This window comes from uncultured Acetobacteroides sp. (genome assembly GCF_963667355.2).
Taxonomy (GTDB): Bacteria; Bacteroidota; Bacteroidia; order Bacteroidales; family ZOR0009; genus Acetobacteroides.
The window spans coordinates 3,489,308-3,512,666 of record NZ_OY763328.2; the positions used below are offsets into that span (position 1 = coordinate 3,489,308).

The window sequence follows — 23,359 nt, forward strand, 5'->3', positions numbered from 1 at the left end:
CAATGCTTGCGGCTCGAGGCGTAAAAGAAAAGAGAGGGAGTCGCTGTTGCGACTCCCTCTTGTTTTATAATTATATGAGGCTATTCGGCGTTACTCTTTAGCGTCTTAGACCCTTTGCCCATTCATGCCAAGCCCCTACAGGCTAGGCTTTATGACTACGCCCTTTCAGGGTTTGGGCTTCTTCCTATACCTTCCTCTACCTTCTGAAATAGCCCTACTTCTGGAAGGCCAGGAACGCCCACTTGTTCCTTCGGTTCTCGCCCACCTTTGTCAGGCGAAGCGCTGCCGCCGATACCTCGATCGAGGGGATATCCTCCAGCAGGATTCCGCTGAAGAAGATGGTCGCCCCTGGCTTCATGCTGCGGTAGTAGGTGGGCATATCGTTGATGAGGATGTTGCGGTTGATGTTGGCCAGCACCAGGTCGTACTTCTCGGGGGTGGTGAGCAGCGCGGCATCGCCGCAGAAGACGTTGGTGCGGTCGGCTACCCCGTTGAAGGTGGCGTTCTCCAGCGCGCTCTCATACGACCAGCTGTCGATATCGATGGCGTCAACCTCCTTGGCCCCCCTCATGGCAGCTAGGATGCCCAGCACGCCGGTGCCGGTGCCCATGTCGAGCACGGTTTTCCCCTCGCAGTTGTGCTTAAGGATGCCCGATGCCATCAGGTAGGTGGTTTCGTGGTGTCCGGTGCCGAAGGCCATCTTGGGCTCCATGACGATGCGGTACTTGTAGGGCTTATCCACGTGGTGGAAGTGCGCCAGCAGGATGCACTCATCGTCCACCACAATGGGCTCGAAGTTCGACTCCCAAAGGGCGTTCCAGTTCTGCGATACGATCTTGGTGTGCGCCACCGCTGCCGCTGTCTCAAAGCCTTGGGCAATCTGCCCTACGGTGCTGGCGATATCATCATTAAAAAGATCCTCCCGAATGTAGCCGTTGAAGCCGTTCTCGATGTCGTCGAAGCTCTCGAATCCGGCTTCGGCCAGCTCGGCCACTAGAATCTCGGCCAGCTCCTGGCTGTAGGGGGTAAGGCTTACCCTTAGCTCGATGTAATCCATGGTAAGTTGTACTGTGTAAAAAGTTGGCGCAAAGGTAGGGTTTGCCTTCCGATTACCCAAAAGTACCGAGCGCTTAGCGCGCCATTTCCTGAAAATGGCTGGCGCATGGCCCTATTGCAGGCCGAGAGCCTTTTGCGCTTGTCCTAATGCACCCCGAAGCGGGTGCGTACGCCCCTAGGATAAGGTGCGATATCCACTATGGCGTTGAGGCTTGTTGGTGCCGTTGTTGGCTGGCGCTTGGGCAGCCATAGGCGCAGATGCCTCCTGTGCGGCGCGGGAATCCTACTGGTGGGTGCTGTTGGGGGCTTAGGTAAGGGGTCCGGCAGTGTATGGTAAGGGGTCCAACGGTCTAGGGTAAGACCTCCAACGATAACGGTATGCTGGGCCTACTTTATGGATTAGCCCTATCGGCCTCATTTCCCATAGGGGTAATGTCCTGAACCGAGGGCGGTGGCTCCTAGCGCCAGCTGCTGCGCTGGTGGTGTGGAGGTGCCCAGTGGGCAACATGGGCGAGGGGGGGGAACCAGAAAGGCGTGGGAGAACCCACGCCTTTCTGTATTCTGGTTTAACCCTAATCGGATTAGAACGACTTAGCAATAGCAATAAAGTCGGCAGCCACCAGCGATGCGCCCCCAATCAGACCGCCGTCAACGTCGGGCTGAGCGAAGATTTCGTTGGCGTTCGAAGGCTTGCAGCTACCGCCGTAGAGGATAGCTACCTCTTCGGCCTGCTTTCCGAACTTAGCGGCAAGCACGCTGCGGATGAAGGCATGCATCTCCTGAGCCTGTGCGCTGGTAGCGGTCTTTCCGGTACCGATCGCCCAAACGGGCTCGTAGGCAAGCACCACCTTGGTGAGTTCCTGGCTGCTAAGCTGGCAAACAACGGCCTCGATTTGGGTCTTCACCACGTCGAAGTGGATGTTCGACTCGCGCTCGTCCAGTTTCTCGCCGATGCAGAAGATGGGGGCGAGGTTATGCTTAAGGGCAAGTTTGGTCTTCTCGAGAAGCAGCGCATCGGTTTCGCCGTAGTACTCTCTTCTTTCCGAGTGGCCAAGGATCACGTAGGTAGCCCCGGTAGCGGCCACCATGGCAGGAGCCACCTCGCCGGTGTAGGCGCCGCTCTCGTGGTTGGCGCAGTTTTGGGATGCAAGGGCAACGCCGCTTTTGGCCAGTTGCTCGGCGGCAGGGATAAGGTGGGTAAATGGGGTCGATACGATTAGCTCAACGCCTGCAGGAACCTCGCCAACCTTGGCAAGTACGTCGGCGATTAGGGCCTTTCCTTCTGCTGGCGTGGTGTTCATCTTCCAGTTTCCAGCAACGATCTTTCTTCTCATGCTCTGTAATTTATGTTGATTCTCTAGTATGCTTAACCGTTTAGCCGAACCCGAGGGTCGAGCAATCCGTAGCAGATATCCGTTAGCAGATTAACCACCACAAAGATAATAGAAAAGGTAACGACACACCCCATAACTATGGGTAAATCGTACCCCGATAGCGCCTGAACCATTACGAAGCCAAGCCCTTTCCACCCGAAGATGTACTCCACGAACACCACCCCTGCCATCATCGAGGCAAACCAACCCGATATGGCGCCTACCACCGGGTTCAGCGAGTTCTTCAGCGCGTGGCGCATGATTACCTTCCGGGTGGACAGCCCCTTGGCCTTGGCCGTGCGGATGTAGTCCTGCGTAAACACCTCCAGCAGCGAGTTGCGGGTGAGCTGCACCACCACCGACAGCGGGCGGATGGCCAACGTTATCACCGGCAGGATCATGTTTTTGAGCATTAGCGTAGTGCCGTTGCCGTAGGGGTCCACCTCAAAGAGGTTGCCCGTCAGGTTCAGCCCCGTGATGTCGCCCAGCACGTAGGCGAACAGCCACCCGATGAGCACCGCCGCAAAGAACGAGGGCAGCGACATCCCCATGGAGCACAGCGCAAGGCTGGTCTTGTCGATCCAGGTACCCTTCTTTATGGCGATGCCGATACCAATGCCAATACCCATCACCGATGCCACCAGCATCGACAGCACCGCAAGGATGAAGGTGTTCGGAAGCGTTTCCCGGATGGTCTCTCCAACCGGCTTCTGGGTAAGGTACGAGCGGCGCAGGTAGGGCACCTTTACGGCCAGCACCCTGCGGCCGATGGTCAGCCCCGCGGCCGAGGTGTACTTCTCTCTGTCGAAGTAGAATACGGATGAGGTATCGGTCGAGTGCACCGATACGGGCGATAGGTCGTTGAGGTAGCTCAGGTACTGAACCGAGAGCGGTTTGTCGAGCCCCAAGTCCTTTCGTATAATCTGCAAAGACTTTTCGTCGGAGCGCTGGCCCATCATCATCTGGGCCGGATCGCCGGGAAGGGCGTTAAATATCATGAATATTAGCGTTATCACCCCATACACGATGAGGATGCTGTAGCCGATTCGCTTGAGTAGATAGCTGACCAACGGAGTATGCTTATTTGATTCCCTACAAAAGTAGCTATCCGAAGGGTTTAGGCAACCCTATTCTTCTAAAAGAATTCACTCCAGCGGGTCCGAAAGATGATACTAGGGGCCTTAGCCGCTCATCGTTACCTCGCGTCTTGTGTCTTAAATCTTGCGTCTTTTTTGATGATGCTCTTGCATTATTTCGAATTATTCCTACCTTTGCAGCCGTTAAAACGGAATGGTCCGGTAGCTCAGTTGGATAGAGCAACAGATTTCTAATCTGTGGGTCATTGGTTCGAATCCAATCCGGATCACAAAAGCGCTAATCATCATCTGATTAGCGCTTTTTTCGTTTACTGCTGCCGAACATAGCACCTCACAATCTCGCCGACGTACATCTTATGCAGGGGCATTCCCTTGGTGTAGGTGCTTTTGGCGACATTGGCATCGGTAAATCGGTCGAGCTTTACCTTCTGGGCGTAAATCTTTTTGCATTCCAGCACCAGGGTAGCCTGCTCGTAGTATACCGCTCCGGTGTTGGTGAATAACGGCTTAAGGCCGCACTCCTTCACCTTATCTACCGTACTCCCCGAGCGTGTCCCACAGTACTGAAGGATGGAGCGGTTCTCATCGGCAAGTGCGCATAGCGTGAAGTAGTCGCCCTTCTCCATCAGCGTGTAGGTGAAGCGATCGGTGCGTACGTAAACGGTTACGATGGCTTTTCCCCAAAGGCTTCCGATGGTCCCCCAGCTGATGGTCATGGGGTTAAACTTCGACTTCGATCCTGCGGTAAGCAGAAACCAGTCGTCCTGGAATAGCCTAACGGCGTTACCTTCGATCTCCTTGGGTGAGATCTCACGGAACTTAGCGGGTTGAGCCTTTACGGTGTTAGCTCCCACTAGCGCTAGGATGATGAGTAGGAGGCCTATTTTCTTCATGGCATAAGGGTATTGGGTGCGTTACTTCGGAGGACGCCTGCGCGCTCGACCCCCAATATAGCTATAGCGGAGGCGTTACGCTACTTTACGAGAGGGAAAAGAGCCCTTATCATGTAGAAATATTCGGGTGTATAGGATGGGGAGAAGCAAAAAGGAAACCCACCGAATTGCTCGATGGGCTCTAGGCTCTTATGCTTTTCTAACTAGGATGAATCCGTGCTCAAGTCCTATGTAGTGGTTGTAGATGAGGATTGTATTAATCTTCCGACTCCCCTTCTGTATTAAGGCCTCTTGGGGTATCGTCTTGCCCGATAACGCCTCTGCTGCCATCCAAAGCGCAAAGGCCGAAGCGGTAGGAAACTCTCCCGACAGGTTCTTGTAGGAGTATACCGAAGCATCACCCAGCTGCCCCTTGAGGGTGTCGTAGTAGTGGTCGGTGCGGCAATCGCCATTGTAGCCAAGGAAAAGGGTGTCGATATCCGACACGCGAAGGTTGTTCCTTCTCAGGAATTGCTCCAGTTTAAGGCTGATGTCGCCCTCCTCGGGATGGCTCAGCTGATCGACGTCGACGATTTCAGCAAGGGCCTCCTCCTTCGATGCCTGAACGATAAACATGGTTGCTCCCTCGCCGCAGGCCGTTCCCGGCGTATTGCTGCCAATTAGCTGCGACGAGCCGACCTCCTCCTCCTTAAAGAAGCCCGCCTTTTCGTCGATGTTATAGTTAAAGCTCGATATCTCCTCGATGTTGCCCACCAGTACCGATTGGGCTTGCTCTTGTTCTATGAGCAGGAAGGCATCGAGTAGCGCATTCTCGAAGGCAAGCCCCCGTTGGACGTGCGTGTTGCTGTAGCCGTGATTCTTGTCGGTGATGGCAAGGTAGCCCGTAACTGCGTTTGGCGTGCTCTGCACGAAGTTGGTGGGGGTAAGGGTACCCTCCTGGTAGTCGATAATCTGGTTCAGGAAGCTGATACAATCCTCCAACCCCCCATTGGCCGAACCAATAATCATCCCATCAACCGTTGGGTTGCTCTTGAGCAAGGGTAGCCCAGCGCCTATTCCCATGCGAACTGCCTTACCAATACGGCGAAGCTGCCCAGCAGGAATGAGGTTGGAGTATTTAGGCTCTATGGCAAAGTACTTGGTGCCGCTATGCGCTACAATATTCTCACTTTCGATGCCATTGGCATAGGTCGGCTGAGGTGAAATACACTTGCTATCTCTGATATACATGGCTTAAGCTTTAGAGATGACTAACGAGGTACAACTTCCGCTAAATCCGTACGAGTTGGAAAGCACGTTGCTGATCTCAAGATCCTTCTGGTAGCGAGTAATTGGGATTAGGCCGTGCGGTGCTTCAATTGGGGTCTCGAAGCTGAGCGAAGGGTACAACTCGCCATATTTGATGCTAAATATGCTGAAGATAGCCTCCAGCGCCCCTGATGCACCCAGCGTATGCCCCGTGTACGACTTGGTGGAGTTAAACGGAGGCACCTCCGCCCCAAAAACAGTCGAGAAGCCGACTACCTCAGCCTTGTCGTTATTGCCAGTACCCGTACCGTGCGCGTTGATGTAGTGGATGTCGCTTGGCTGTAGTTTGGCGCTATCCAGCGCTTGGCGAATTGCCAGCACAACGCCATCGGCATCATCGGAGATGGAGGAGGTGTGGTAGGCATCGCTGGCATTGCCGTAGCCCTTAATCTCGGCATACACCTGCTTTTCTTTAACCTCTTCTAGGTCTTCTAGTATTAGGTAGGCGGCTGCTTCGCCAAGCGAAAGCCCAATCCGGTTGGCGTCGAAGGGTTTGGTTGCTGTAGGCGAGAGGATTCCCAAGGCGTTAAAGCCATTTACGGTGTACTTGGCAAGGCTATCCACGCCGCCAACGATTACCCGTTTAGCCCTGCCAGACTTAATAAGCCTCGATCCTACCATAATGGCATTCGCCGATGATGAACATGCAGTATTTAGCGTGTCAGTAATTCCCTTTATGCCGTAGTGCTTGGCAATGCAAAAGGTATGCGCGCTTGCCGAGTACGACCTAATAAACTCGGATGTCTCCGACGCGTTGTTTGCATCTTGGTAGAGTTGATCGGTAAGGCACATCCCGCCAACGGTGCTTGCCGAGATAAGCGCTGTATCGAAGGAGCGAAGGGACTTATCGTCCAATCCAGCATCGTCAATTGCCTCCTTAACGGCTTTAAGGGCAAGGAGGTCGCTCCGAGTTAGACCTTTCTCGTCTCTAATCTCAAGCATAAGCCGTAGCTCATCATCGCTAGCTTTTACTTCACCAAGTGCGTGGGTTTGGGCATATTTCGATACAAAAAAGCTGCTTTGCCCAATCCCCCCGATTCCGCTTCTTAGGCTAATCAAGTTCTCCTGAGCACTTAGTCCGATGCTCGAAACTGCACCAATCCCGGTTACTACAACGCGTTTCAAATGTCTAGTTTTTAGAATTCTCAAGAATGTATGCCGCCATGGTGTTGATGTTTACCAATACCTTGCGAGCCTCGGTGGGGTTGTTTAGCTTCAAGCCGTACTCGCGCTCAATCATAACCGTCATCTCAAGCGAGTCTATAGAGTCGAGTTCCAAGTTACCTGCAAAGAATGGTTCGTCATCCTTTATCATCTCGGGCTCAATCTCCTGAAGATTCAAGTAGCTAATTAGGTGAACCTTTAACTCCTGTTTTAATGCTTCTAATTCCATTGTTCTTTATTTAAATGATTTTATTTCGTTTTAAGCTGCCGAATACAACCAGCAGGCATGCTCCAATAAACGATAGGAGGAAGGCGGCTACCTTAAGTAGCTCTGTCCAGTTTCCCCCCTTTAGGAATACCGTGTAGAATCCTTCCAAGCACCAATACAATGGCGAGAAGTGGCTCATTACTTTGAGGTAGCCGGGCATAACAAATACCGGAACCCAAATGCCGCCAAGTGCCGCAAAAATAATGATGGAGACAGCTCCAAAGCCGTTGGCTTGCTCCTGAGTCTTTGCCAGTGAACCAACCATTAGCGCATACGATACCGCCGCTAAGCCGCTAAAAACAACAACCATCGAGAGACCTATCAAATCGTTAGGAAGTATGAGCGGCGTAAGGTTGATTAGGGGGAATAGCCATCTGCCAACGGAGAATATCAGCAACACCTGAAGTATTGCGGCTAGGAGGTAAACCCCCATTTTACTGGTGAGCACCAACCAGAAGCTGGTAGGCGTGGTTTTTAAGCGAATAAAGCTGCCGTTCTTACGCTCGGTAACAATATTACTTCCCAGCGAAACCACCATAAAGAACATGGCAAACACGGTCCATGCAGGTACGTTATGCTGGGTTGCATTGGGCATAATATCGAAGTTGGCATTGGTAGCGGAGGTCTTGGTTATGGTAACCTGATTTTGGGTGAGCACACTCTTTATGCTTATTGGGGTTTTGCCATCTCCCATTTCGGTGTACATGTTCTCCACCATTAGGTTGTTCTCGATTAGCTGCAGGTACGACTGAACCACCCCAATTATGGAGTAGCAGTAGTTATCTTGAAGTACAGGGTCGTGGAAAAAATCAATAGAGGTTAGCTTTACCGGTTTGCTCTTGCTCGCCGAATCCTTAACCCCTAAATCGGTTAAGAATAGGTTTCCGATTTCGGAGGCCTTCTGGTGTAGGCTTTCGCTGAAGTTCTCCGGAATGTAAAGCGCCACGTTTCTATTCTGCTTAAGCAGTTCCGACTTAATGGAGGCCTTTGCGATGGTGCCATCTGTGGTGATGGTGAACATGCCCGAGTGAGCCAGCATTTCGGTAAGCTTTTTACCTTGAGCGCCAGCGTCTCGGTTTACAACCAGCATGGATATCTTGTTTTCCTTAACCAACTTAAAGGTGCTATCCTGTATTAGCGTAATGATAACCACCAGCAAAAGCGGCATGGCAAACATGATGAGCAAACCAACCTTGTCGTTGATTAGCTGCAAGATCTCCTTTTTTATGGATATATAAAGCTTATACATTTGAATCGCGGTATTCTTCGCCTGTAAGTTCTAGGAAGACTTCTTTCAGGCTGTTAGTTTGATGCTCTTTTAGGAGCGATGCCATTGTTTGGGAGAGTATGATCTTGCCCATATCTATTAGCGCAATCTCGTTGCAGAACTCCTGCGCCTCCGAGAGGTGGTGCGATGTGTAAATAATGGTTGTGCCATTAGCATTCAGTTCGTCGAGCAGCTTCATTATGGCGTTTTTGCTTTGGACATCCACCCCAACGGTTGGCTCATCGAGAACCAGTATCTGCGGCTGGTGTATAATCCCAATGGCAAGGTTTATTCTTCGCTTCATCCCTCCCGAAAAGGTGGAGACTTGATGATCGGCTACCGCCGAAAGCCCCAGTTTTGCCAGGAGTTTGTCGGTTTGGCGGGCTATTTCTTTTCGGCCAAGGTTATAGAGCGCGCCGAAGTACTCCAAGTTCTGTCGTGGGGTTAACTCCTGGAATAGGGCGTAATCTTGAGGAACAAAGCCAAGCGTTTTTCTGAAGGCCTTGTAGCCGATTTCCCCCTCGCGGTTATAGTAGGCGATACTTCCTTCGGTTTTGTCGATTATTCCGCAGATAATCGATATCAGCGTGGTTTTACCAGCCCCGTTGGGACCCAGTATGCCAAACTTGCTTCCTGGGTTAATGGTGAGGCTAACCTCATTCAGGCTATTTTTTGTAGCCGAGGGGTATCGCTTAACGATACGCTGTATGTCTATTCCAACTCCCATGTTAAAACCTAATTTTAGAAAGCTTGGTGAACGCCATTTTCTCTGTCTCCGATATTTCTACAAGCATATTGGCGATTCTATTGTATGCCTCTTGGCCAACAAGTCGGTTCTTGTAAATGCCAGCCATCTCGACGGCTGCCGTACGCCATAGGTCGCCAGCACGGGTAAAGTCGTCGGACGATTGTACCAGCCTGTCCATTTGGAGATGCTGAGCCGCCTGCTCCAAAAAGGCCGCATAGATAAAGCGGAAACCACCGCCACCAGTGCCAATCTCTTCTTGCATTCGTATGATTTGGCCCATGTAAAGGGCGGCTCTACGGTCGCCAAGCTTTGAGGGCCATTTCTTTAGCTGGTTTGCGGTAAACTTAATTCCCTTAACGCCGGCAATTCCTCCAGGAACATGAAGCATATCGCGGGTGTTGCGCTTAATCCCCTTGATGATGCCCTTGCGCAACAGCTCGATGTTTGGCTTGGGAACATTAATAGGGTAGTAGATATGGCCTTTGGGGGCAAAGGCTCCTTTGGCGAACCTTACCCGTTCTAGCTCCTCCGCGGTAAGCGAAGTAACCGTTTCCATTACCGGGTCGCTGATGGAGTAGCGGTTGCCATCCTTTCCATAAACAATAAGGTTGTGCGCGTTGAAGTGGAAGCGGTACTCTACTGGGAAGTAGGTGAGGTTGAATACCCCAACCTGGCATCCCACCGGATTGCCCGTTTCTAGCTGGTTGTCCAAGAATAGCCTTGCCTTTGCGGGGTTGCTAAACTTCTTATGCTCCACCGCTATTCCCAGCGATTTGCAGGTGCGCTTAAAAATGGCACCTGGCATGGTTCTAAAGGAGACGCCTGGACCGTTGCTAATGGTAATAAACGGAATATGGATATAGAATAGGCCCGATCCCAAGCCAAAGGCCAGCGGTTCGGTCATAAAATCGTAGCCGTGGAACTGGAGCAGGTTGGTGGTTACCCCATTCTCGCAGTGTGCCGACTGTATATGGTTAAAATCGATATTCATTTATCCCTTGAAATTTTTTAGTTCCTGCACGCTGATCTCGAATACTCCAGCGTAAATGGCCAGCCTCTTTTGGTTTAGTTTCTCAAATACGCTTGGCTTAAAGTGCCTGCGAACGGTAATCTTCCAAAAACCGGTGTAGGCGGCAAGTAGCGCCACATCCATAAGTTTGAGCTGCATAAAGTAGTATATTGGACTTTTTAGTTCTGCTGCTACCTCTTTTCTTGCCTCTTCCTTAAGGCGATCAATCTCTTCCCATGCATTTTCTAATGCCTCTGCCTTTACGCTCCATCCGGTGCTAAGCGCAGTATTGTAGCTGCCATCGTCATCCTTGGCGTAGCACACCTCGCGCGAAAAGTTCTCTAGCGTACTCTTGTCCTGTGGAACTTCAGATTTCTTCATTATGCAACTGTAAGTAAGCAGAAGACGTAGGAGAAGCGCGAGCTTTCGGGTACGGCAAGCAGTATCTTTTCGCCTTTTACCAGCTTGCCGCTGTTGAAGAGCTCCTCGCACATGATGTAGATAGAGCCTGAGCCGATGTTGCCCTTGGTTCGCAGGTTGGTGAACCACTTCTCCTTGGGAATGGATATCTCGTTTTCGTCGAGTATCTTGGCGATTTTATCCTCGAAGAAGTAGCTCGAAATGTGGGGAAGGAAGTGGGTGATGTCATCAACGTTGAAGGTCCTCTTGGCAAGGATATCCTTTAGCTTGGTAAACCCTAGCTTAACGATGTTTTCGCTGAGGAGCTTTACATCCTGCTTGATGCTTAGCAGCGACTTGTCGAGTATTTCTGCGGGCGAGTGGTCGATGTAGCCTTTTAGGGTGCCGTCCTCGTTTTTATCGGCGCCCATGTACATGCACGACTCCATTACGTTGGCATACGAGATGGCCTCCACCCATTCCACCTTTAGCGATATGCCGCTCTCGCTCTTCTTGTTTTCGAGCAGGAAGGCGCCAGCGCCATCCGAGAGCATCCACCGAAGGAAGTCCTTCTCGAAGGCGATGTAGGGGTCGTTGTTGAGCAGTTCGATCTTTTCGGCCTCGGCATCGAACGTGTCGGCCTTAAGCAGGGGCGATACGCGCTCCGAGCCGGTGCATACGGCCTTCTGCTTGTCGCCCGATAGAACCGAGAGGTAGGCGTACTTAAAGGCATGCATACCCGAGCAGCAAACGCCCGATGGCGAAACAACCTCGATGCTGCTCGATTCGGGCAGGTTGCCGTGCACCATTACCGCATGCGACGGCATGAGCTGGTCGGGCGTAGAGGTGCCGCAGCAAAGCAGCTCTACCGATTTAATATCTTCAGGGTGTTCCGCAAAAAGCATCCTAATGGCCAGCGAAACCATTTGGGCGTTGGTATGGGTCGATTTCCCCTCTTTGGTAATGGCGTAGTAGCGTCCCTGTATCCCGTTGTTCCTTAGTACTATTCTTCGTGACTTTGATGGCTTACCGTTTATTAGTCCCAGATACTGCTCCATTTCATCGTTCGAAATAAGCTCGTTGGGTAGGAATTTAGCGATCTTCGTAATGTAAACTTCTTGCATTGTGAGCCTTTATTATTCCCTTTAAGTAATATTGTCTTTTTTTCTTCGCAGAATTTCGGCTAAGCGGGTAGAATATCGTAAAGTAGAAAAGCAGCACTATGGGAGCAACCACAAAAAGCGCCACTACCAGGTAGTACTTAAATAGGTTTACGTACAGCTTCCGCTTTCGGGGTGTTCTCCCTCTCTTGTCAATGATTTTTGCCCAAACCCGGAAGAGCATCTTCGCCCTTTCTTCGATGAATATGATGGAGATGGGCAGCTCTATTGTCTCAGCCTCTAGTAGCCTCTCCTGAAGTTCGCCAAGCTGGTTTCTTCGGAGGCAATCTAGTATAATTTCCCCAAATATCGATGCGCCTTGTATGTCTTCGTCGCTAATGCCTGGTTTAGGGAAGATCCCCAGAAATTTATCCTTCTTTCCGCCGAGCATCCAGTGTAGGATGGTTACTGCGCTAACAAAGTTGTTTGTTTTATCGCCTAAGGGGATGTTGCCAGCTAGCGAGCCGTTGGCCTCCTCGATGAAGCGGATCACCGATTTCTGCGAGTTGATCCACATATTGCGTGCGCCAATTACGGTAACAACTGGCTTGCCGTTTACGAGCGCCTTAAACTCCTCGTTACGGAAGAGGCTCGTTGCCGGCAACGAGGGCGATAGAAACCAAGGCTGGTAGCCTACGATGATGAGGTCGTACTCCTTCTTGGGCAGCTGTAGGGGCTTCAGCGGTATGGTGTGCTCCAGCACGCAGTCGGGCATGAGGTCGAAGAAGGCAGGGCCCGTCCATGGAAAAGGGTAGCTAAAAAGCGGCTCTACCCGTACCCGATCAACGCAAAGGTCTGATAGCGGCTGTACGAGGTTGTCGATTATCTCGTCGAGTTGTCCGGTTTGCGAGTAGTTTACTGCGAGTATGTTGAACATGAGTGGCGAAATTTTACGGGGTGGTTTACCGATGATTCCAGAGGCTAGCTCAGATCGGCATCCTTTAGTAGCGGCGATTTCTTGGCGTAGGTGGCAATCGCTTTTCTAGTCTCCGAGTTCAGCTCCTTAAATCCTCGGGTTAGAACCTTCTTGTCCTGTTCGATATTCTTGTTGTACCCCAAGATTTTTGGGGCCTGTTCCTGTATGGTTATGCGTAAAAAACGGTATTCTGCGTTAGCGGGCCATTCCTCAATCTCCTTTTCGAGGAGGAGTCGCCCCTTCTTGAAGAGGCTCAGCTGCTCCCTCTTGCCCTTTATAAGACCCGCCTTCCGCATGAGTAGGGCTCCCAAAAAGGCTTTGCTCTCCGATGATGAGCTGCCGTTCTCTAGCTTGGTAATAAGGTTGTTGATGCCATCTAGCGATGCTGCCGAGTAGGCGGCATAGAATCCAGATCGATCGATGTTCGAGCTAGCGCTGCTGGCTAATGCTGAGATGGCTGGAAGCAATGCCGCTAGGAGCAGGAGGCATCGGTGAACTTTAAATAACCTCATTGACGCGCAGGTTTTGGGTGTGAAAGTTTTGTGTATTTTCAATAAAAGTGTTCAAAAGTATAAAAAATACGAACAGTACAGCATGTCAAATCCATATTATTAAGTAGTAATAGGCTAGGTTTATGGGTCAGAATCATCGATTTCGCTTTGAAGAAACCTCAACGAATCACAAGTAAAGATTTTATTCATATCAGCTCGCTTAATGGCGGCAGGCAACCGTAGTATTAGGGAACAATTACGTTCACCTGAAATCACTGACATTATGTCGTACATCTACCGCTTTAAAGCGAAGGAGTCCGAACGCACCCCGAACACACCCCGCTGCCAAATTGGCATCATCGCCTTTGCAGTGCGGTAAAAAAGCAGCGCCACAGCCGAAATTCACAGGGCGATGCCTTCCCTCCGAAGAGTAGCATATAAGCACAATGCTGGTCGAAATAGGCATAGCGACCAGCCCTGCTAAGCTTATTTCCATACGCGAATAACGCGTGCCGGTTTAATGCATATCTGGGTAAAGCGAAACGAGCATGAATGCAGGAATTCACCAAAGTAGATAAGAGTCTGTCATGCGAGTTGCATGTGACCATTAAGAGCCAATTTCTTTCACATGAAAACCTTGGGCAGGAACACTATAGCTGCCAATAAAAATCCCCCACAAATTGGATATCTGTGGGGGATGGGGTATGCTGTACGTATTTGCTACTTCTTTACTGGGATGTATCCAACTTCTCTTACGATGGCTTGTCCCTTAGCCGATAGAATAAACTTGATGAATGGGGTTACCTGCTTCTCTGTGCTCTTTAGCGAAAAGAAGTAGAGGGGGCGAACAATTGGGTAGGAGCCGTTGTGCGCGTTGGCAAAACTTGGAGCCACATATTTGCCTCCTTCGAAAGCGACGGCCACTGCCTTAACCTTCTTCTCTAGGTATGCTAGTCCAACGTATCCGATGGCGCCCTTAGTTTGGCTTACCGACTGGATGATGGCTCCGGTTGCAGGCATGCTAAGTACGTTGTTGGCAAAGTTCTTCTTCTGCATTACGTGCTCCTTGAAGAACTCGTAGGTTCCAGAGCTAGACTCACGGGAGTAAACCACAATCTTGAGGTCGGCACCGCCAACCTGCTTCCAGTTGGTTACCTTTCCGGTAAAGATATCCTCGAGTTGCTGGCGGGTAAGCTTACCTACTTTGTTCGATGGGTTTACAACTACCGCAAGGGCATCCCAGCCGATGGTTGTCTCGTTGTACGCCTTTTTGGTGGCGTTTAGCTTCATCTTCTCGTCCATCTTTAGCGAGCGGGATGCCATAGCGATGTCGGTAGAACCGCTAAGCAGTGCGGCAATTCCTACACCAGATCCGCCGCCGGTTACCGATATGCTGGTGCCCTTATTGGTTTTCATAAAGACTTCTGCCTCTTTTTGAACGAGTGGAAGACATGTGTCGCTGCCCTTTACCACTACCTTTTGGCTAAAGCCAACCTGCGAAATCAGAAGGATTCCTGCTAAAACTGAAAGTGTCTTCTTCATGTTTTGTGTTTTAAAAAGTTTTACTCTTTTATCTCGTTAGAACTTGTACTGTATGCGAATCGTGAATAGGTTGTTGTCGAGCCCTGCTGCCGAGAACTTACCGTTGTCGGTTTTCTCGTAGCGGTTAAAGTCGTACTGCGCGGTGAAGCGTAGGTTCTTGTTGGGCTCGTAGAAGGTGCCAAGGCTTGTTGTGGTTAGCTTCAGGTCGGTTGCATTGGTGGCGGTTAGGTCTGTTGCCGATTGACCAACTTCGTTACCTTTTACCTTGGTGTTGGGGTCGTACCAGTCGTAGCGGCCGTATACCGAGAACTTGTGGATTTGCTGGATTAGGGTTATGTAGCTTCCCGCAAACTCACGAAGAAACGATGCTCCTGTTGGCAGAGCTGCATAGTCGGGGCTTTTGCTGCTTTTTGATGTTCCGGGCTGCTTGCCAAAGATGTACTCCGATACCAACTGGGTTTTGCCAATCGGTGTTTTTACCGAGAGCTGTGCATCGAACCCTAAGTACTGGCGCTTAAGTCCGGCTCCCACCTTGTCGATGCTGCCAACAAAGGCTTTAATGCCGTTTACATTACCCATCTTGTAAGTTGTGGTGGTTGGATTGTAAACATTTCCGGAGTATAGCGATGCGCCGAGGTTGATGTAAATCCTATCGTTTGAGAGACCGCTATAGGATATCTTCCCAATAAAATCTTTAAACTTATCGATATCGGCATAGATGCCGTTTCCGTTGAAGAAGCTCCCTTTTACGGTTAAGCCGTTTAGTGCAGACTGATCATCCGCTTTGTAGGTAACCATTGCACCTACTTCCTGCTCGCCGGGGAATAGGGTTTGGAACATCATTGGTCGCTCTACCACCTCCATCGATGAGGAAGAGTACTCGATGGCATATCCGAAGGGGCGTTCGAAGAGCCCGCCCGTTAGCGAGAGTGATTTGGCGAAAGGGGCAACTAGGTTGAGGTAGGCATTCCTAACGCTGATGCCTCTTTCGGTAGCATCGATAAGAAAAACGGCAGAACCAAAGCTCATATCGTAGCCAACCTTTAGGCGGGCACGGCGTACCGAGATGCGGTTGTCTACATTGTCGGCGAAATTTCCTCCGTTGAAGGTCTTCGCTCCGAGGGTGTCGGCATACTGGTATTGTGCCTGAATGTATCCGCTTACCTTAAGATTGGTGAGTGCGCTGGTTTGCTTCTTGAGCAGGGAAACTTCCTTTGCCAATGAGTCCAATTTGCTAGACTGGGCAAATGCGCTTCCGCCGAATGCTGCAATTCCAAGAATAAGACCAAGTGACTTCAGCTGTGACATGGTACTGTGTTGTTGAGTTATTTTTCTACTGCAAATAAAGGATCGCACTATTAACTCTTGCTGAACGTAGCATTAATTAATAGCTAAGATTACCTATTGCTAAACAATAGGTATTGGGAAAGGGGAGTGGATTTATCTATAAAAAGCGTCAACATAATATGATGAAATATGGTGTGGTATGGTGTGCAGATTCGTTGATGCTTTGGTTCTTACCTTGCTTAAGAAAAGAGGGGGGCTGATCCTGCCCCCCTCGTGTGCTAAAGGTGTACCGTGTTAGGTTTCCTCCTTTAACTGGTGATTCAAAATAAAGAAACCTTCCCTTCTATTTCCCCTTCTACAACCGGTTTCTTATGTTCGTTCTAGCTGCGCCTGAGGCTTTCTATTTCAGCTTGTAATTCTGCTATTGTGTTCTCGTAATCTTCAGTTTTATGGTACATCTCCTCCTGGGCGGCCTGCATCTCCTCCATGTTTTGGCGGAGCTCCTCTTCCTGAGCGCTCATCTCCTCGGAGAACTGCTTAGCCTGATCGAGCAGCTTCTGCGTGCGCTCGTTGATTTTTACGTTGGCGATGGCAGAGGCGAGGCTTTCGGTTGCCTTGTTGAGGTACTCTAAGGTATGCGCTTCAAATTTCTTGAAGGAGGCAATTTCTAGCACCCCAACAATCTCCTCGTTGTTGAGCAGCGGGATGATGGCCAAAAAGTCGGGGCGTTTATCACCAAGGCCCGAGGTAATTGCCAGGTAGTTTTGTGGAATCTCCGAGAGCAGGATGGGCGCCTTCTCGTAGATGCATCGGCCGATGAGGCCTTCCGTGATGTCCAGCTTCTTCTCCATCATCTTTTCCCTGTTGTAGGCCACGCATGATACCATCTCAACGTATTTCTCGTCTTCGCGTTCGCCCTGAATGGCAAAGATTCCTCCCTGAATGGCCCCAGAGTAGCTGATGATTTCGCGGAGGGTGTTATCGCAAAGGTGCTTTATGCTCCGATTTTCCTTTCGTATGATCTCGTTGATGCGAGTGTTGCCCTCCACTTCCCAGGTGTGCAGGTTGTCCTTCTGCTTCTGCTCCTCCTGCAACTTAACGGCTGTAAGGATATTTTCCCGCATTTCTACTAGGGCGTTGCCCAGGATATCCTTGTCACTTCTGGCGCTAAATTCGGCGTTAAAGTTTCCCTTGCCGATGTTAACGGTGAAATCAGTTATTTTCTTCAGGCTCGACGATAGTTCGTTGAGACCAACAACCATGTCGCCGATCTCATCGTTGGTCTTCTGCTCCAGCAGCTGGGCATCGTTGAATTGTCCTTCGGTAATTATCCCCAGCTGCTTCGACACCTCCTTGATGGGGGTGGCCAGCTGCTTGGAGATGTAGCTGGTGGCAATGCTTAGCACCGCTAGGCTTAGCAGCACTAGGAGCACCATTAGCATAATTAGCCGGTTGTTGGCCGACATTATCTTTGCCGTAGGGATAACGGTGCAGGTAGACCAGGTGCTTTGCGTGCCGCTAATGGCTACCGGAAAGTACACCTTGAAGGCGTTGCTATTATAGAATTTCGAGTAGTTGAAGCTCGAGAACTCTTTACCCTCCTTAATACATTCGGCTATTTGATTGGTCTGTTCCCCTTCGTCGTTTGCGGTGCCAATTCGTTGGGGGTCGGTGTGTGCGGCAATAATATTCTTGCTGGTTACCACCTTGCACGTTCCATCTTCTGCATTCATGATGGAAGAGGTGTACTTCGATATTTGGTCGTTCTTTATCAGTATGCCCACTACGCCTACCACCTGGTTGCCCTTCTTAATGGGAACGGCAATGTTGGTGAGCCAGGCCCCCTCGTACTGGATGGGGTCGGATAGCGTGGGCTCGCCGTTGCTGGTGGTCTCCTCGAATGCCTTATCGCAGCCGGTTGCGCTTGCAGCTTCGGCGGTGGCAACTTCTCCGGTGGCATTAACGATGAGGCGCGATGGGGCCGAGGCGGTGTCGGCTGTCGATCCTTTGGTGGCGTACCATACGGCGTAGGCATCGGTATTGCCGCCTGCGAGTTGCTTCATCTTTTCGACCACCGAGGTTCTCTGGCGGTTGCCATCCTCGAGGTACATCGAAAGGGCGTGGAGGACGCTAATCTTCTTATCGAAGTAGGCGGTAGCCTTTGAGGCGTTTTCGCGAGCCTTGGCTAGGGCGGTCGTTTCGGCGTTGTCTAGCACAATGCTCCTAGAGCGTAGCATGGCTACCGACATGGTTACGAGAAGAATTATCCCGGCAGTTCCAATAATCGAAATATTGATCTTTGTTCGGATGTTGCAGCCATTGTAGATCTTTTTTAGCTTATTCATGTTCCCTTTTCCCTTTAAATATGTAGTCATTCCCATTTCAAATATAATTAGCTGAGGCTAATCTTGTGTTACACTAATAACAATTAACGTGTATTTAACGGTAATGCGGGGTGTTGCTGCATTGCTGCTAGGTAGTAATGCCTAGGGGTGGAACGAAGAAAGGGCCAACTCTAATGAGAGTTGGCCCTTTCTTCGTATGGTAGTGTGCTGGATGCGCTGGAGGCCTACTTTGCCACCAGGTCGTTTGCAATCATTCGGTTGTTGTACTGCTGCAGTACGGCCTTCATCTTGGTTTCGTACTTGGTGATATTGACCTTACCCAGGAGGTTGTTCTTGAGCGCGGGGTCCTTCTTGTAGTCGAACACCTGCGTTATTTTCTTCCCATCGAAGTAGATCACCATATCATCCATCATAAACTGGTAGGCGTCGCCGATGTAGTTGAGCACGAAGGTGTCGTTCTTCTTCTCCAACAGGTTGGTGCCGAACGATACGAAGGGCTTGCTGTAGCCGAGGTAGCTCATCAGCGTTGGCATGATGTCTACCTGCTGGGCAAGGCGGTTGTCGACGCCCTTTAGCGAGCCATCGGGGGTGTAGAAGATCAGCGGGATGGCAAAGGCGTTAACGTTGGTCTTGTACTCGGCGTGCACCGGCGATACGCTGTGGTCGGCGGTAATCACGAATACCGTATTCTTAAACCAGGGCTGATTTTTGATGCTGTTGAAGAATAGGCGAAGTGAGTGGTCGGTGTAGCCCACGCACTGGTGCAGCGGGATTTGCCCCTTGGGGAATGCGCCCTCGTACTTGGCGGGAACCTTAAAGGGGTGGTGCGACGAGGCCGAGAAGAGCGCCGTGAAGAAGGGCTTCTTCATCTGCCCCATTTGGGCGCCCCAGTACTTCAGGAAGGGCTCGTCCCAGATGGCCCACATGCCGTCGAACTCGGCATCGTTGTTGAACTCCGTCTTGCCGTAGTACTTTTGGAACCCTGCCAGCTTGCTGAAGGCCAAAAAGCCCATCGAGCCGTTGGGTGCTCCGTGGAAGAACGAGGTCTCGTAGCCTTCGCCGTCGAGCAGGCTGGCGAGGGTGTTTACGCGGTTGGTGGAGTACTCCGATATCACGTAGGGCTGCACCAGCGCGGGCAGCGAGGCCAGCACCGAGGGCATGGCATCAATCGACTTGCGCCCGTTGGCGTAGGCGTTGGGGAATACCAGGCTCTGCTGGGCCAGCGAGTCGAGGAAGGGGGTGAAGCCCTTGTACTTTCCGCCATCTAAAGTCTTATTGAAGGCGCCGAAGTGCTCGCGGGCGAAGCTTTCGAGGATGATCACCACCACGTTCTTCTTCTGGGCAGGGGCGGGCAGGTCGTACTTCATCACCGGATTAAAGCCCTCGGCGAGTTCCTTATCCGAAGTAAAGAAGTTCATCTTGGTAAACGACTTGTTGCCGAAGGTGCGGATGAAGCAGAAGGGGGTGTTCACCACCAGGTACACCTGCTCGGCCGACTTTACGTACTCGCCCGCGTTGCTGATGGTGATGGGGCGGGTGCTATGCTTAAAGTCGCCGCGGATGCCGGCAACGGTAAAGGCGCTAAACATGAGCAGCATCGCCAGGGCAAAGGGGTAGGCGTAGTACCACTTGCCGATGGGCGTGGGCTGCGGCTTGGGCCTGCGGGTGAGGTACACCAGCGCCGCTACCAGGGCGGCAAAGATCAGGTACACGTACCAGTAGTCCACCATAAAGCGGAACGAGAGCGTCACCATGTTGTCCTCGTGCTTGAGGATCTCGTACACGCTGGCGGTGGTGCGCTTCAGTATAAAGGGGTAGTACTTAAAGTCGAGGGCGTTGAGGGCCAGCCCCAGCGAGTTGACGATGATGAACCACCAGCGCAGGAACTTCTGGTAGCCGCTGCGGTACTTCCAGGGGTGGGGGATAACGTACAGCAGCATGTAGGCCGCGTTGAGGTAGAGCAGCCCCGCAATATCGAACTTAACGCCGCCGCGCAGGATGGTCATCAGGTCGGCGAAGCTCACGTTGGGGAACAGCGCCAGGTTAAACCAGTAGAACAGCAGCCGGCACACGGTGTACAGGGTTAGCAGCACGCCAAACTGGTAGAGGAGCACCACGTACTCGTTCTCCAGGTAGCTCTTATTGAACCAATTCTTCTTCATCAATTTTGAATATCGTTACAGGGGGGCAAATTTATAATTAATTCGTTGGAACGAAGTGCTAAACAAAGCTCCGTAGAGCTTCCTAAGTCAAATCTAATGGGTGGGGAATAGGGTGCAGGGAGTAGAGAATAGGGAGCAGGGCGCCCTTGCCCATGGTGGTTGAGCTGCCGCAACGTCCCCTTTGGGAAATTTAGGGGGATGCGGCGGTGAGCTTGCCCTAAAGGCGAAATTCCAGGGTGCAGGCTGCAAAAAGCAGGGTGATAGGCTGCAAAAAGCAGGGTGATAGGCTGCAAAAAGCAGGGTAGTAGGCTGCAAAAAGCAGGGTTCAGGCTGCAAATTGCAGGGTCGAGGCTGCAAAAAGCAGGGTTCAGGCTGCAAAAAGCAGGGTGCAGGCTGCAAAAAGCAGGGTTCAGGCTGCAAAAAGGAGGGTATAGGCTGCAAAATGCAGGGTGTAGGCTGCAAATTGCAGGGTGTAGGCTGCAAAAAGGAGGGTGCAGGCTGCAAATTGCAGGGTATAGGCTGCAAAAAGCAGGGTTCAGGCTGCAAAAAGCAGGGTGTAGGCTGCAAAAAGCAGGGTAGAGGCTGCAAAAAGCAGGGTAGAGGCTGCAAAAAGCAGGGTTCAGGCTGCAAATTGCAGAGTATAGGCTGCAAATTGCAGGGTTCAGGCTGCAAAAAGGAGGGTGTACCCTGCAAATTGCAGGCTGACCGATGCAAAAAACACCTGCCAGCCCAAGCCGACAGGTGTTTACCTAATATCTAGCGCCTAAAACCGATGCTCAGCTCACCGGTTGGGGGGCGGCAGGGGTTGGGGCGTTGCTCTTTTTCGCCATTATCTCCTTAAACCGATCGAGGTAGCGGTTGAATAGCGCGTTGAAGTCGTTTATTTCGCGGGTGAGGGTGGCCAGCTGCTGCTGGTACTCCTTCTTCTCCTTGGCCGATTTGGCGGCCTTCAGCTTCGCACGGGCCTCCTTTAGCGCTTGGTTCTTCGATACGTCGAGGGTGTAGCTTACGGGGAAGCAGTTCCCAAAGGTGCGCGACTTGATGTCGTAGATCGTTAGGCTGCACTGCCCCTCGGCGTAGGCTATGGCTGCCGAGAAGGTAACCCTAGCGCTGGTTCCGTTAATCGAGCACGCCTTTTCGGCAGACGCAAGCTGCATCTTGCCGGTGGCGGTGTCGTGCTGCTGGACGCATCGGCCCGGGTTGCCCGCTACCTTGGCTACCCACTGCATGGCGTTCGCGGCCAGCTCCTTCTTGCTCAGCGGCACCTGGAGCGTTGTGGTGTAGGCCACCTTTCCTTTATCGCCTACGGGGAGCGTTTGCCCAACGGCTACCCCCGATGATAGCAGGGCGAGCAGCAGGGCGAGGCGCATTTTCATGTTGATGTTCTTAGTCATTTTAGCGTATGATTTAATGGTGTGGTGATCGGTGGTGTGCCGCCAGTGCGGCGTATGGGTTTCGCCGGAGGGCTACTGCTGCACCTCTGCCATCCGCCTAAAGTCGGCCCCCGTTGGGTTCTGGAACGGCGTGAGGTTGAACTCGGGCAGCACCGACCAGAAGTGCTCCAGCAGCCCTGCCTTCACGTTCTCGAACTCGTTGGAGTCCTTCTTGCGCGAGAAGCAGATGTACTCCACCGGCACCCCCTTGTCGATGGCGGGCAGGTAGCGCACCAGCAGGCTCAGCTCCTGGTGGATGTCGGGGTTGCTGCGCAGCGACAGCTCCACGTAGTTCCTAAACAGGTTGAGGTTCGAGGGGCGTACCCCAATGGCGATGCCGTGCTCGCCGTTGGCGGCCGCGGTTTCGTGCTGGAGGTTGGCCTTCACCTCCTGGAGGTAGCCGCTCAGCACGGGGAACTTCGCCAGGCGGTCGAGCAGTTCGTCGGAGCAGAGGCGCACCGAGTTCACGTCGATGTAGATGCTGTTCTTCAGCCTGCGCCCCTGTGCCAGCTCCATACCGCGCCAGTTCTGGAACGACTCGGTTACCAGCGAGTAGGTGGGGATGGAGTTGATGGTGAAGTCCCAGTTCTGCACCTTCACCGAGGTCAGGCTGATGTCCATCACCTTGCCGTCGATGTTGCGGTTGGGCATCTCAATCCAGTCGCCGATCTTCACCAGGTCGTTGGCCGAGAGCTGCACGGAGGCCACCAGCCCCAGGATGGTATCCTTGAACACCAACATCAGCACGGCGGCAAAGGTGCCGAGGCCTAGGAGGATGCGGGCGGGGTCCTTATCGGCCAGGATGCCCACAATGACGATGGTTGCAAAGAAGTAGACAATGATCTTCCCGATTTGAATGTACCCCTTAATGGATCTATCCTTGGCCATTTCGGTGGTATTGTAGATATCGTTGGCCGCGCTCAGGAAGGCATCCAGCGTCCAGGCAACCACAAACACGGAGTAGCCCCGGATCAGCATCTGGATCACCTCGTAGTAGGTGTGGCTGAAGTCGGCAAGGGCCACCTCGGTCAGGTGGTAAGCAATTAGCGCAGGGATCAGGTTGCTGAGCCGGCGAAACACGTGGCGTTCCACCAGGAAGTCGTCCCAAAGCGATTTGGTTTTTGCTGCTACTTGGTGGATAACCCTAAGGACGATAAAGTCGGTTAACTTCTTGGCCAGGTAGGCCACCAGCAAAATGATGATGATGCTTATGGCCACGCGGGTATGGATGATGATGCTTTCGGGCACCCCCCATCCCGAAAGGAGGTCTTGAAGGCGATGGATGATATGCTCACCCTGGTGCGTGGCAATTTGGGCCTGCTTTTCTAGCGAATTCATACGGATTAAGTTGTTTTTCAATGGTGGTATGCTCCCCGCAATGCAAGCCGCAATAATTTAAAGATGTTTGGCGCTGCGGGTCTGCGGGTTCATATTTTTCCTA

At 51.8% G+C, this 23,359-nt stretch carries 20 protein-coding genes and 1 tRNA gene; 1 reads left to right on the plus strand and 20 read right to left on the minus strand.

Annotated features, from left to right (window positions below):
• Nucleotides 1-214 precede the first annotated feature (214 nt).
• From prmA to ACHZA1_RS14405, 3 genes are all read right to left on the minus strand, one after another.
• Nucleotides 215-1,057 carry a 50S ribosomal protein L11 methyltransferase gene (gene prmA, locus ACHZA1_RS14395; RefSeq protein ID WP_320052559.1) on the minus strand — a complete coding sequence of 281 codons (843 nt, stop codon included), beginning with the start codon at nucleotides 1,055-1,057 and terminating at the stop codon, nucleotides 215-217.
• A gap of 580 nt (nucleotides 1,058-1,637) precedes the next feature.
• Nucleotides 1,638-2,390, minus strand: coding sequence for a triose-phosphate isomerase (gene tpiA / locus ACHZA1_RS14400; RefSeq protein ID WP_320052560.1), 753 nt, complete (start codon nucleotides 2,388-2,390; stop codon nucleotides 1,638-1,640).
• Between the two features lie 32 nt (nucleotides 2,391-2,422).
• Complete coding sequence (locus ACHZA1_RS14405; protein ID WP_320052561.1) at nucleotides 2,423-3,499, minus strand: ABC transporter permease; 1,077 nt, start codon at nucleotides 3,497-3,499, stop codon at nucleotides 2,423-2,425.
• A 222-nt stretch (nucleotides 3,500-3,721) separates the two neighbouring features.
• Between ACHZA1_RS14405 and ACHZA1_RS14410 the strand changes: the two genes are divergently transcribed.
• Nucleotides 3,722-3,795: transfer RNA gene (locus ACHZA1_RS14410), tRNA-Arg, on the plus strand.
• A 39-nt stretch (nucleotides 3,796-3,834) separates the two neighbouring features.
• Here ACHZA1_RS14410 and ACHZA1_RS14415 read toward each other — a convergent pair.
• The 17 genes from ACHZA1_RS14415 to ACHZA1_RS14495 form a co-directional block, all read right to left on the minus strand.
• Entirely contained in the window at nucleotides 3,835-4,419 is a 585-nt protein-coding gene (locus ACHZA1_RS14415; protein WP_320052562.1) for a flavin reductase family protein, read from the minus strand.
• Between the two features lie 189 nt (nucleotides 4,420-4,608).
• Nucleotides 4,609-5,649, minus strand: a complete 1,041-nt coding sequence (locus tag ACHZA1_RS14420) for a beta-ketoacyl synthase chain length factor (RefSeq protein ID WP_320052563.1) — start codon at nucleotides 5,647-5,649, stop codon at nucleotides 4,609-4,611.
• A 3-nt stretch (nucleotides 5,650-5,652) separates the two neighbouring features.
• The gene (locus ACHZA1_RS14425) at nucleotides 5,653-6,852 is read right to left on the minus strand and encodes a beta-ketoacyl-[acyl-carrier-protein] synthase family protein (protein ID WP_320052564.1); all 1,200 of its coding nucleotides are present in this window, start codon (nucleotides 6,850-6,852) and stop codon (nucleotides 5,653-5,655) included.
• Between the two features lie 4 nt (nucleotides 6,853-6,856).
• Entirely contained in the window at nucleotides 6,857-7,120 is a 264-nt protein-coding gene (locus ACHZA1_RS14430) for a phosphopantetheine-binding protein (protein WP_320052565.1), read from the minus strand.
• Nucleotides 7,121-7,130: 10 nt separating this feature from the next.
• Nucleotides 7,131-8,408, minus strand: a complete 1,278-nt coding sequence (locus tag ACHZA1_RS14435) for an ABC transporter permease (protein ID WP_320052566.1) — start codon at nucleotides 8,406-8,408, stop codon at nucleotides 7,131-7,133.
• The gene (locus ACHZA1_RS14440) at nucleotides 8,401-9,153 is read right to left on the minus strand and encodes an ABC transporter ATP-binding protein (RefSeq protein ID WP_320052567.1); all 753 of its coding nucleotides are present in this window, start codon (nucleotides 9,151-9,153) and stop codon (nucleotides 8,401-8,403) included. The genes ACHZA1_RS14435 and ACHZA1_RS14440 overlap by 8 nt, the downstream gene beginning before the upstream one ends.
• A gap of 1 nt (nucleotide 9,154) precedes the next feature.
• Nucleotides 9,155-10,165, minus strand: coding sequence for a BtrH N-terminal domain-containing protein (locus ACHZA1_RS14445; protein ID WP_320052568.1), 1,011 nt, complete (start codon nucleotides 10,163-10,165; stop codon nucleotides 9,155-9,157).
• Complete coding sequence (locus ACHZA1_RS14450) at nucleotides 10,166-10,564, minus strand: hypothetical protein (protein ID WP_320052569.1); 399 nt, start codon at nucleotides 10,562-10,564, stop codon at nucleotides 10,166-10,168. It abuts the gene before it with no gap.
• Nucleotides 10,564-11,706 carry a beta-ketoacyl-ACP synthase III gene (locus ACHZA1_RS14455; RefSeq protein ID WP_320052570.1) on the minus strand — a complete coding sequence of 381 codons (1,143 nt, stop codon included), beginning with the start codon at nucleotides 11,704-11,706 and terminating at the stop codon, nucleotides 10,564-10,566. The genes ACHZA1_RS14450 and ACHZA1_RS14455 overlap by 1 nt, the downstream gene beginning before the upstream one ends.
• Complete coding sequence (locus tag ACHZA1_RS14460) at nucleotides 11,675-12,619, minus strand: hypothetical protein (protein WP_320052571.1); 945 nt, start codon at nucleotides 12,617-12,619, stop codon at nucleotides 11,675-11,677. Before ACHZA1_RS14460 ends, ACHZA1_RS14455 begins: the two co-directional genes overlap by 32 nt.
• 44 nt (nucleotides 12,620-12,663) lie before the next feature.
• Nucleotides 12,664-13,170, minus strand: coding sequence for a hypothetical protein (locus ACHZA1_RS14465; protein WP_320052572.1), 507 nt, complete (start codon nucleotides 13,168-13,170; stop codon nucleotides 12,664-12,666).
• A 699-nt stretch (nucleotides 13,171-13,869) separates the two neighbouring features.
• A complete protein-coding gene (locus ACHZA1_RS14470) occupies nucleotides 13,870-14,691 on the minus strand; it encodes a phosphate ABC transporter substrate-binding protein (protein ID WP_320052573.1) in 822 nt (273 codons plus the stop codon).
• 36 nt (nucleotides 14,692-14,727) lie between these two features.
• Nucleotides 14,728-15,999 (minus strand): hypothetical protein, encoded by a 1,272-nt coding sequence (locus tag ACHZA1_RS14475; RefSeq protein WP_320052574.1) that lies wholly within the window; start codon nucleotides 15,997-15,999, stop codon nucleotides 14,728-14,730.
• Nucleotides 16,000-16,358: 359 nt separating this feature from the next.
• On the minus strand, nucleotides 16,359-18,323 hold the full coding sequence (locus tag ACHZA1_RS14480) for a GAF domain-containing protein (RefSeq protein ID WP_320052575.1): 1,965 nt from the start codon (nucleotides 18,321-18,323) through the stop codon (nucleotides 16,359-16,361).
• Between the two features lie 224 nt (nucleotides 18,324-18,547).
• A complete protein-coding gene (locus ACHZA1_RS14485) occupies nucleotides 18,548-20,485 on the minus strand; it encodes a sulfatase-like hydrolase/transferase (RefSeq protein WP_320052576.1) in 1,938 nt (645 codons plus the stop codon).
• Nucleotides 20,486-21,261: 776 nt separating this feature from the next.
• Nucleotides 21,262-21,879, minus strand: a complete 618-nt coding sequence (locus ACHZA1_RS14490) for a hypothetical protein (protein ID WP_320052577.1) — start codon at nucleotides 21,877-21,879, stop codon at nucleotides 21,262-21,264.
• A gap of 72 nt (nucleotides 21,880-21,951) precedes the next feature.
• Entirely contained in the window at nucleotides 21,952-23,256 is a 1,305-nt protein-coding gene (locus tag ACHZA1_RS14495) for a mechanosensitive ion channel domain-containing protein (protein ID WP_320052578.1), read from the minus strand.
• Nucleotides 23,257-23,359: the final 103 nt, after the last annotated feature.

What these genes read in the sequence shown, in the direction of transcription:
- ACHZA1_RS14480 (WP_320052575.1), bottom strand. Translation starts at nt 18,323, where the DNA reads ATGAATAAGCTAAAAAAGATCTACAATGGCTGCAACATCCGAACAAAG.
- ACHZA1_RS14415 (WP_320052562.1), bottom strand. Translation starts at nt 4,419, where the DNA reads ATGAAGAAAATAGGCCTCCTACTCATCATCCTAGCGCTAGTGGGAGCT.
- ACHZA1_RS14445 (WP_320052568.1), bottom strand. Translation starts at nt 10,165, where the DNA reads ATGAATATCGATTTTAACCATATACAGTCGGCACACTGCGAGAATGGG.
- ACHZA1_RS14470 (WP_320052573.1), bottom strand. Translation starts at nt 14,691, where the DNA reads ATGAAGAAGACACTTTCAGTTTTAGCAGGAATCCTTCTGATTTCGCAG.
- ACHZA1_RS14495 (WP_320052578.1), bottom strand. Translation starts at nt 23,256, where the DNA reads ATGAATTCGCTAGAAAAGCAGGCCCAAATTGCCACGCACCAGGGTGAG.
- ACHZA1_RS14475 (WP_320052574.1), bottom strand. Translation starts at nt 15,999, where the DNA reads ATGTCACAGCTGAAGTCACTTGGTCTTATTCTTGGAATTGCAGCATTC.
- tpiA (WP_320052560.1), bottom strand. Translation starts at nt 2,390, where the DNA reads ATGAGAAGAAAGATCGTTGCTGGAAACTGGAAGATGAACACCACGCCA.
- ACHZA1_RS14485 (WP_320052576.1), bottom strand. Translation starts at nt 20,485, where the DNA reads ATGAAGAAGAATTGGTTCAATAAGAGCTACCTGGAGAACGAGTACGTG.
- ACHZA1_RS14490 (WP_320052577.1), bottom strand. Translation starts at nt 21,879, where the DNA reads ATGACTAAGAACATCAACATGAAAATGCGCCTCGCCCTGCTGCTCGCC.
- ACHZA1_RS14420 (WP_320052563.1), bottom strand. Translation starts at nt 5,649, where the DNA reads ATGTATATCAGAGATAGCAAGTGTATTTCACCTCAGCCGACCTATGCC.
- ACHZA1_RS14465 (WP_320052572.1), bottom strand. Translation starts at nt 13,170, where the DNA reads ATGAGGTTATTTAAAGTTCACCGATGCCTCCTGCTCCTAGCGGCATTG.
- ACHZA1_RS14450 (WP_320052569.1), bottom strand. Translation starts at nt 10,564, where the DNA reads ATGAAGAAATCTGAAGTTCCACAGGACAAGAGTACGCTAGAGAACTTT.
- ACHZA1_RS14435 (WP_320052566.1), bottom strand. Translation starts at nt 8,408, where the DNA reads ATGTATAAGCTTTATATATCCATAAAAAAGGAGATCTTGCAGCTAATC.
- ACHZA1_RS14455 (WP_320052570.1), bottom strand. Translation starts at nt 11,706, where the DNA reads ATGCAAGAAGTTTACATTACGAAGATCGCTAAATTCCTACCCAACGAG.
- prmA (WP_320052559.1), bottom strand. Translation starts at nt 1,057, where the DNA reads ATGGATTACATCGAGCTAAGGGTAAGCCTTACCCCCTACAGCCAGGAG.
- ACHZA1_RS14430 (WP_320052565.1), bottom strand. Translation starts at nt 7,120, where the DNA reads ATGGAATTAGAAGCATTAAAACAGGAGTTAAAGGTTCACCTAATTAGC.
- ACHZA1_RS14460 (WP_320052571.1), bottom strand. Translation starts at nt 12,619, where the DNA reads ATGTTCAACATACTCGCAGTAAACTACTCGCAAACCGGACAACTCGAC.
- ACHZA1_RS14440 (WP_320052567.1), bottom strand. Translation starts at nt 9,153, where the DNA reads ATGGGAGTTGGAATAGACATACAGCGTATCGTTAAGCGATACCCCTCG.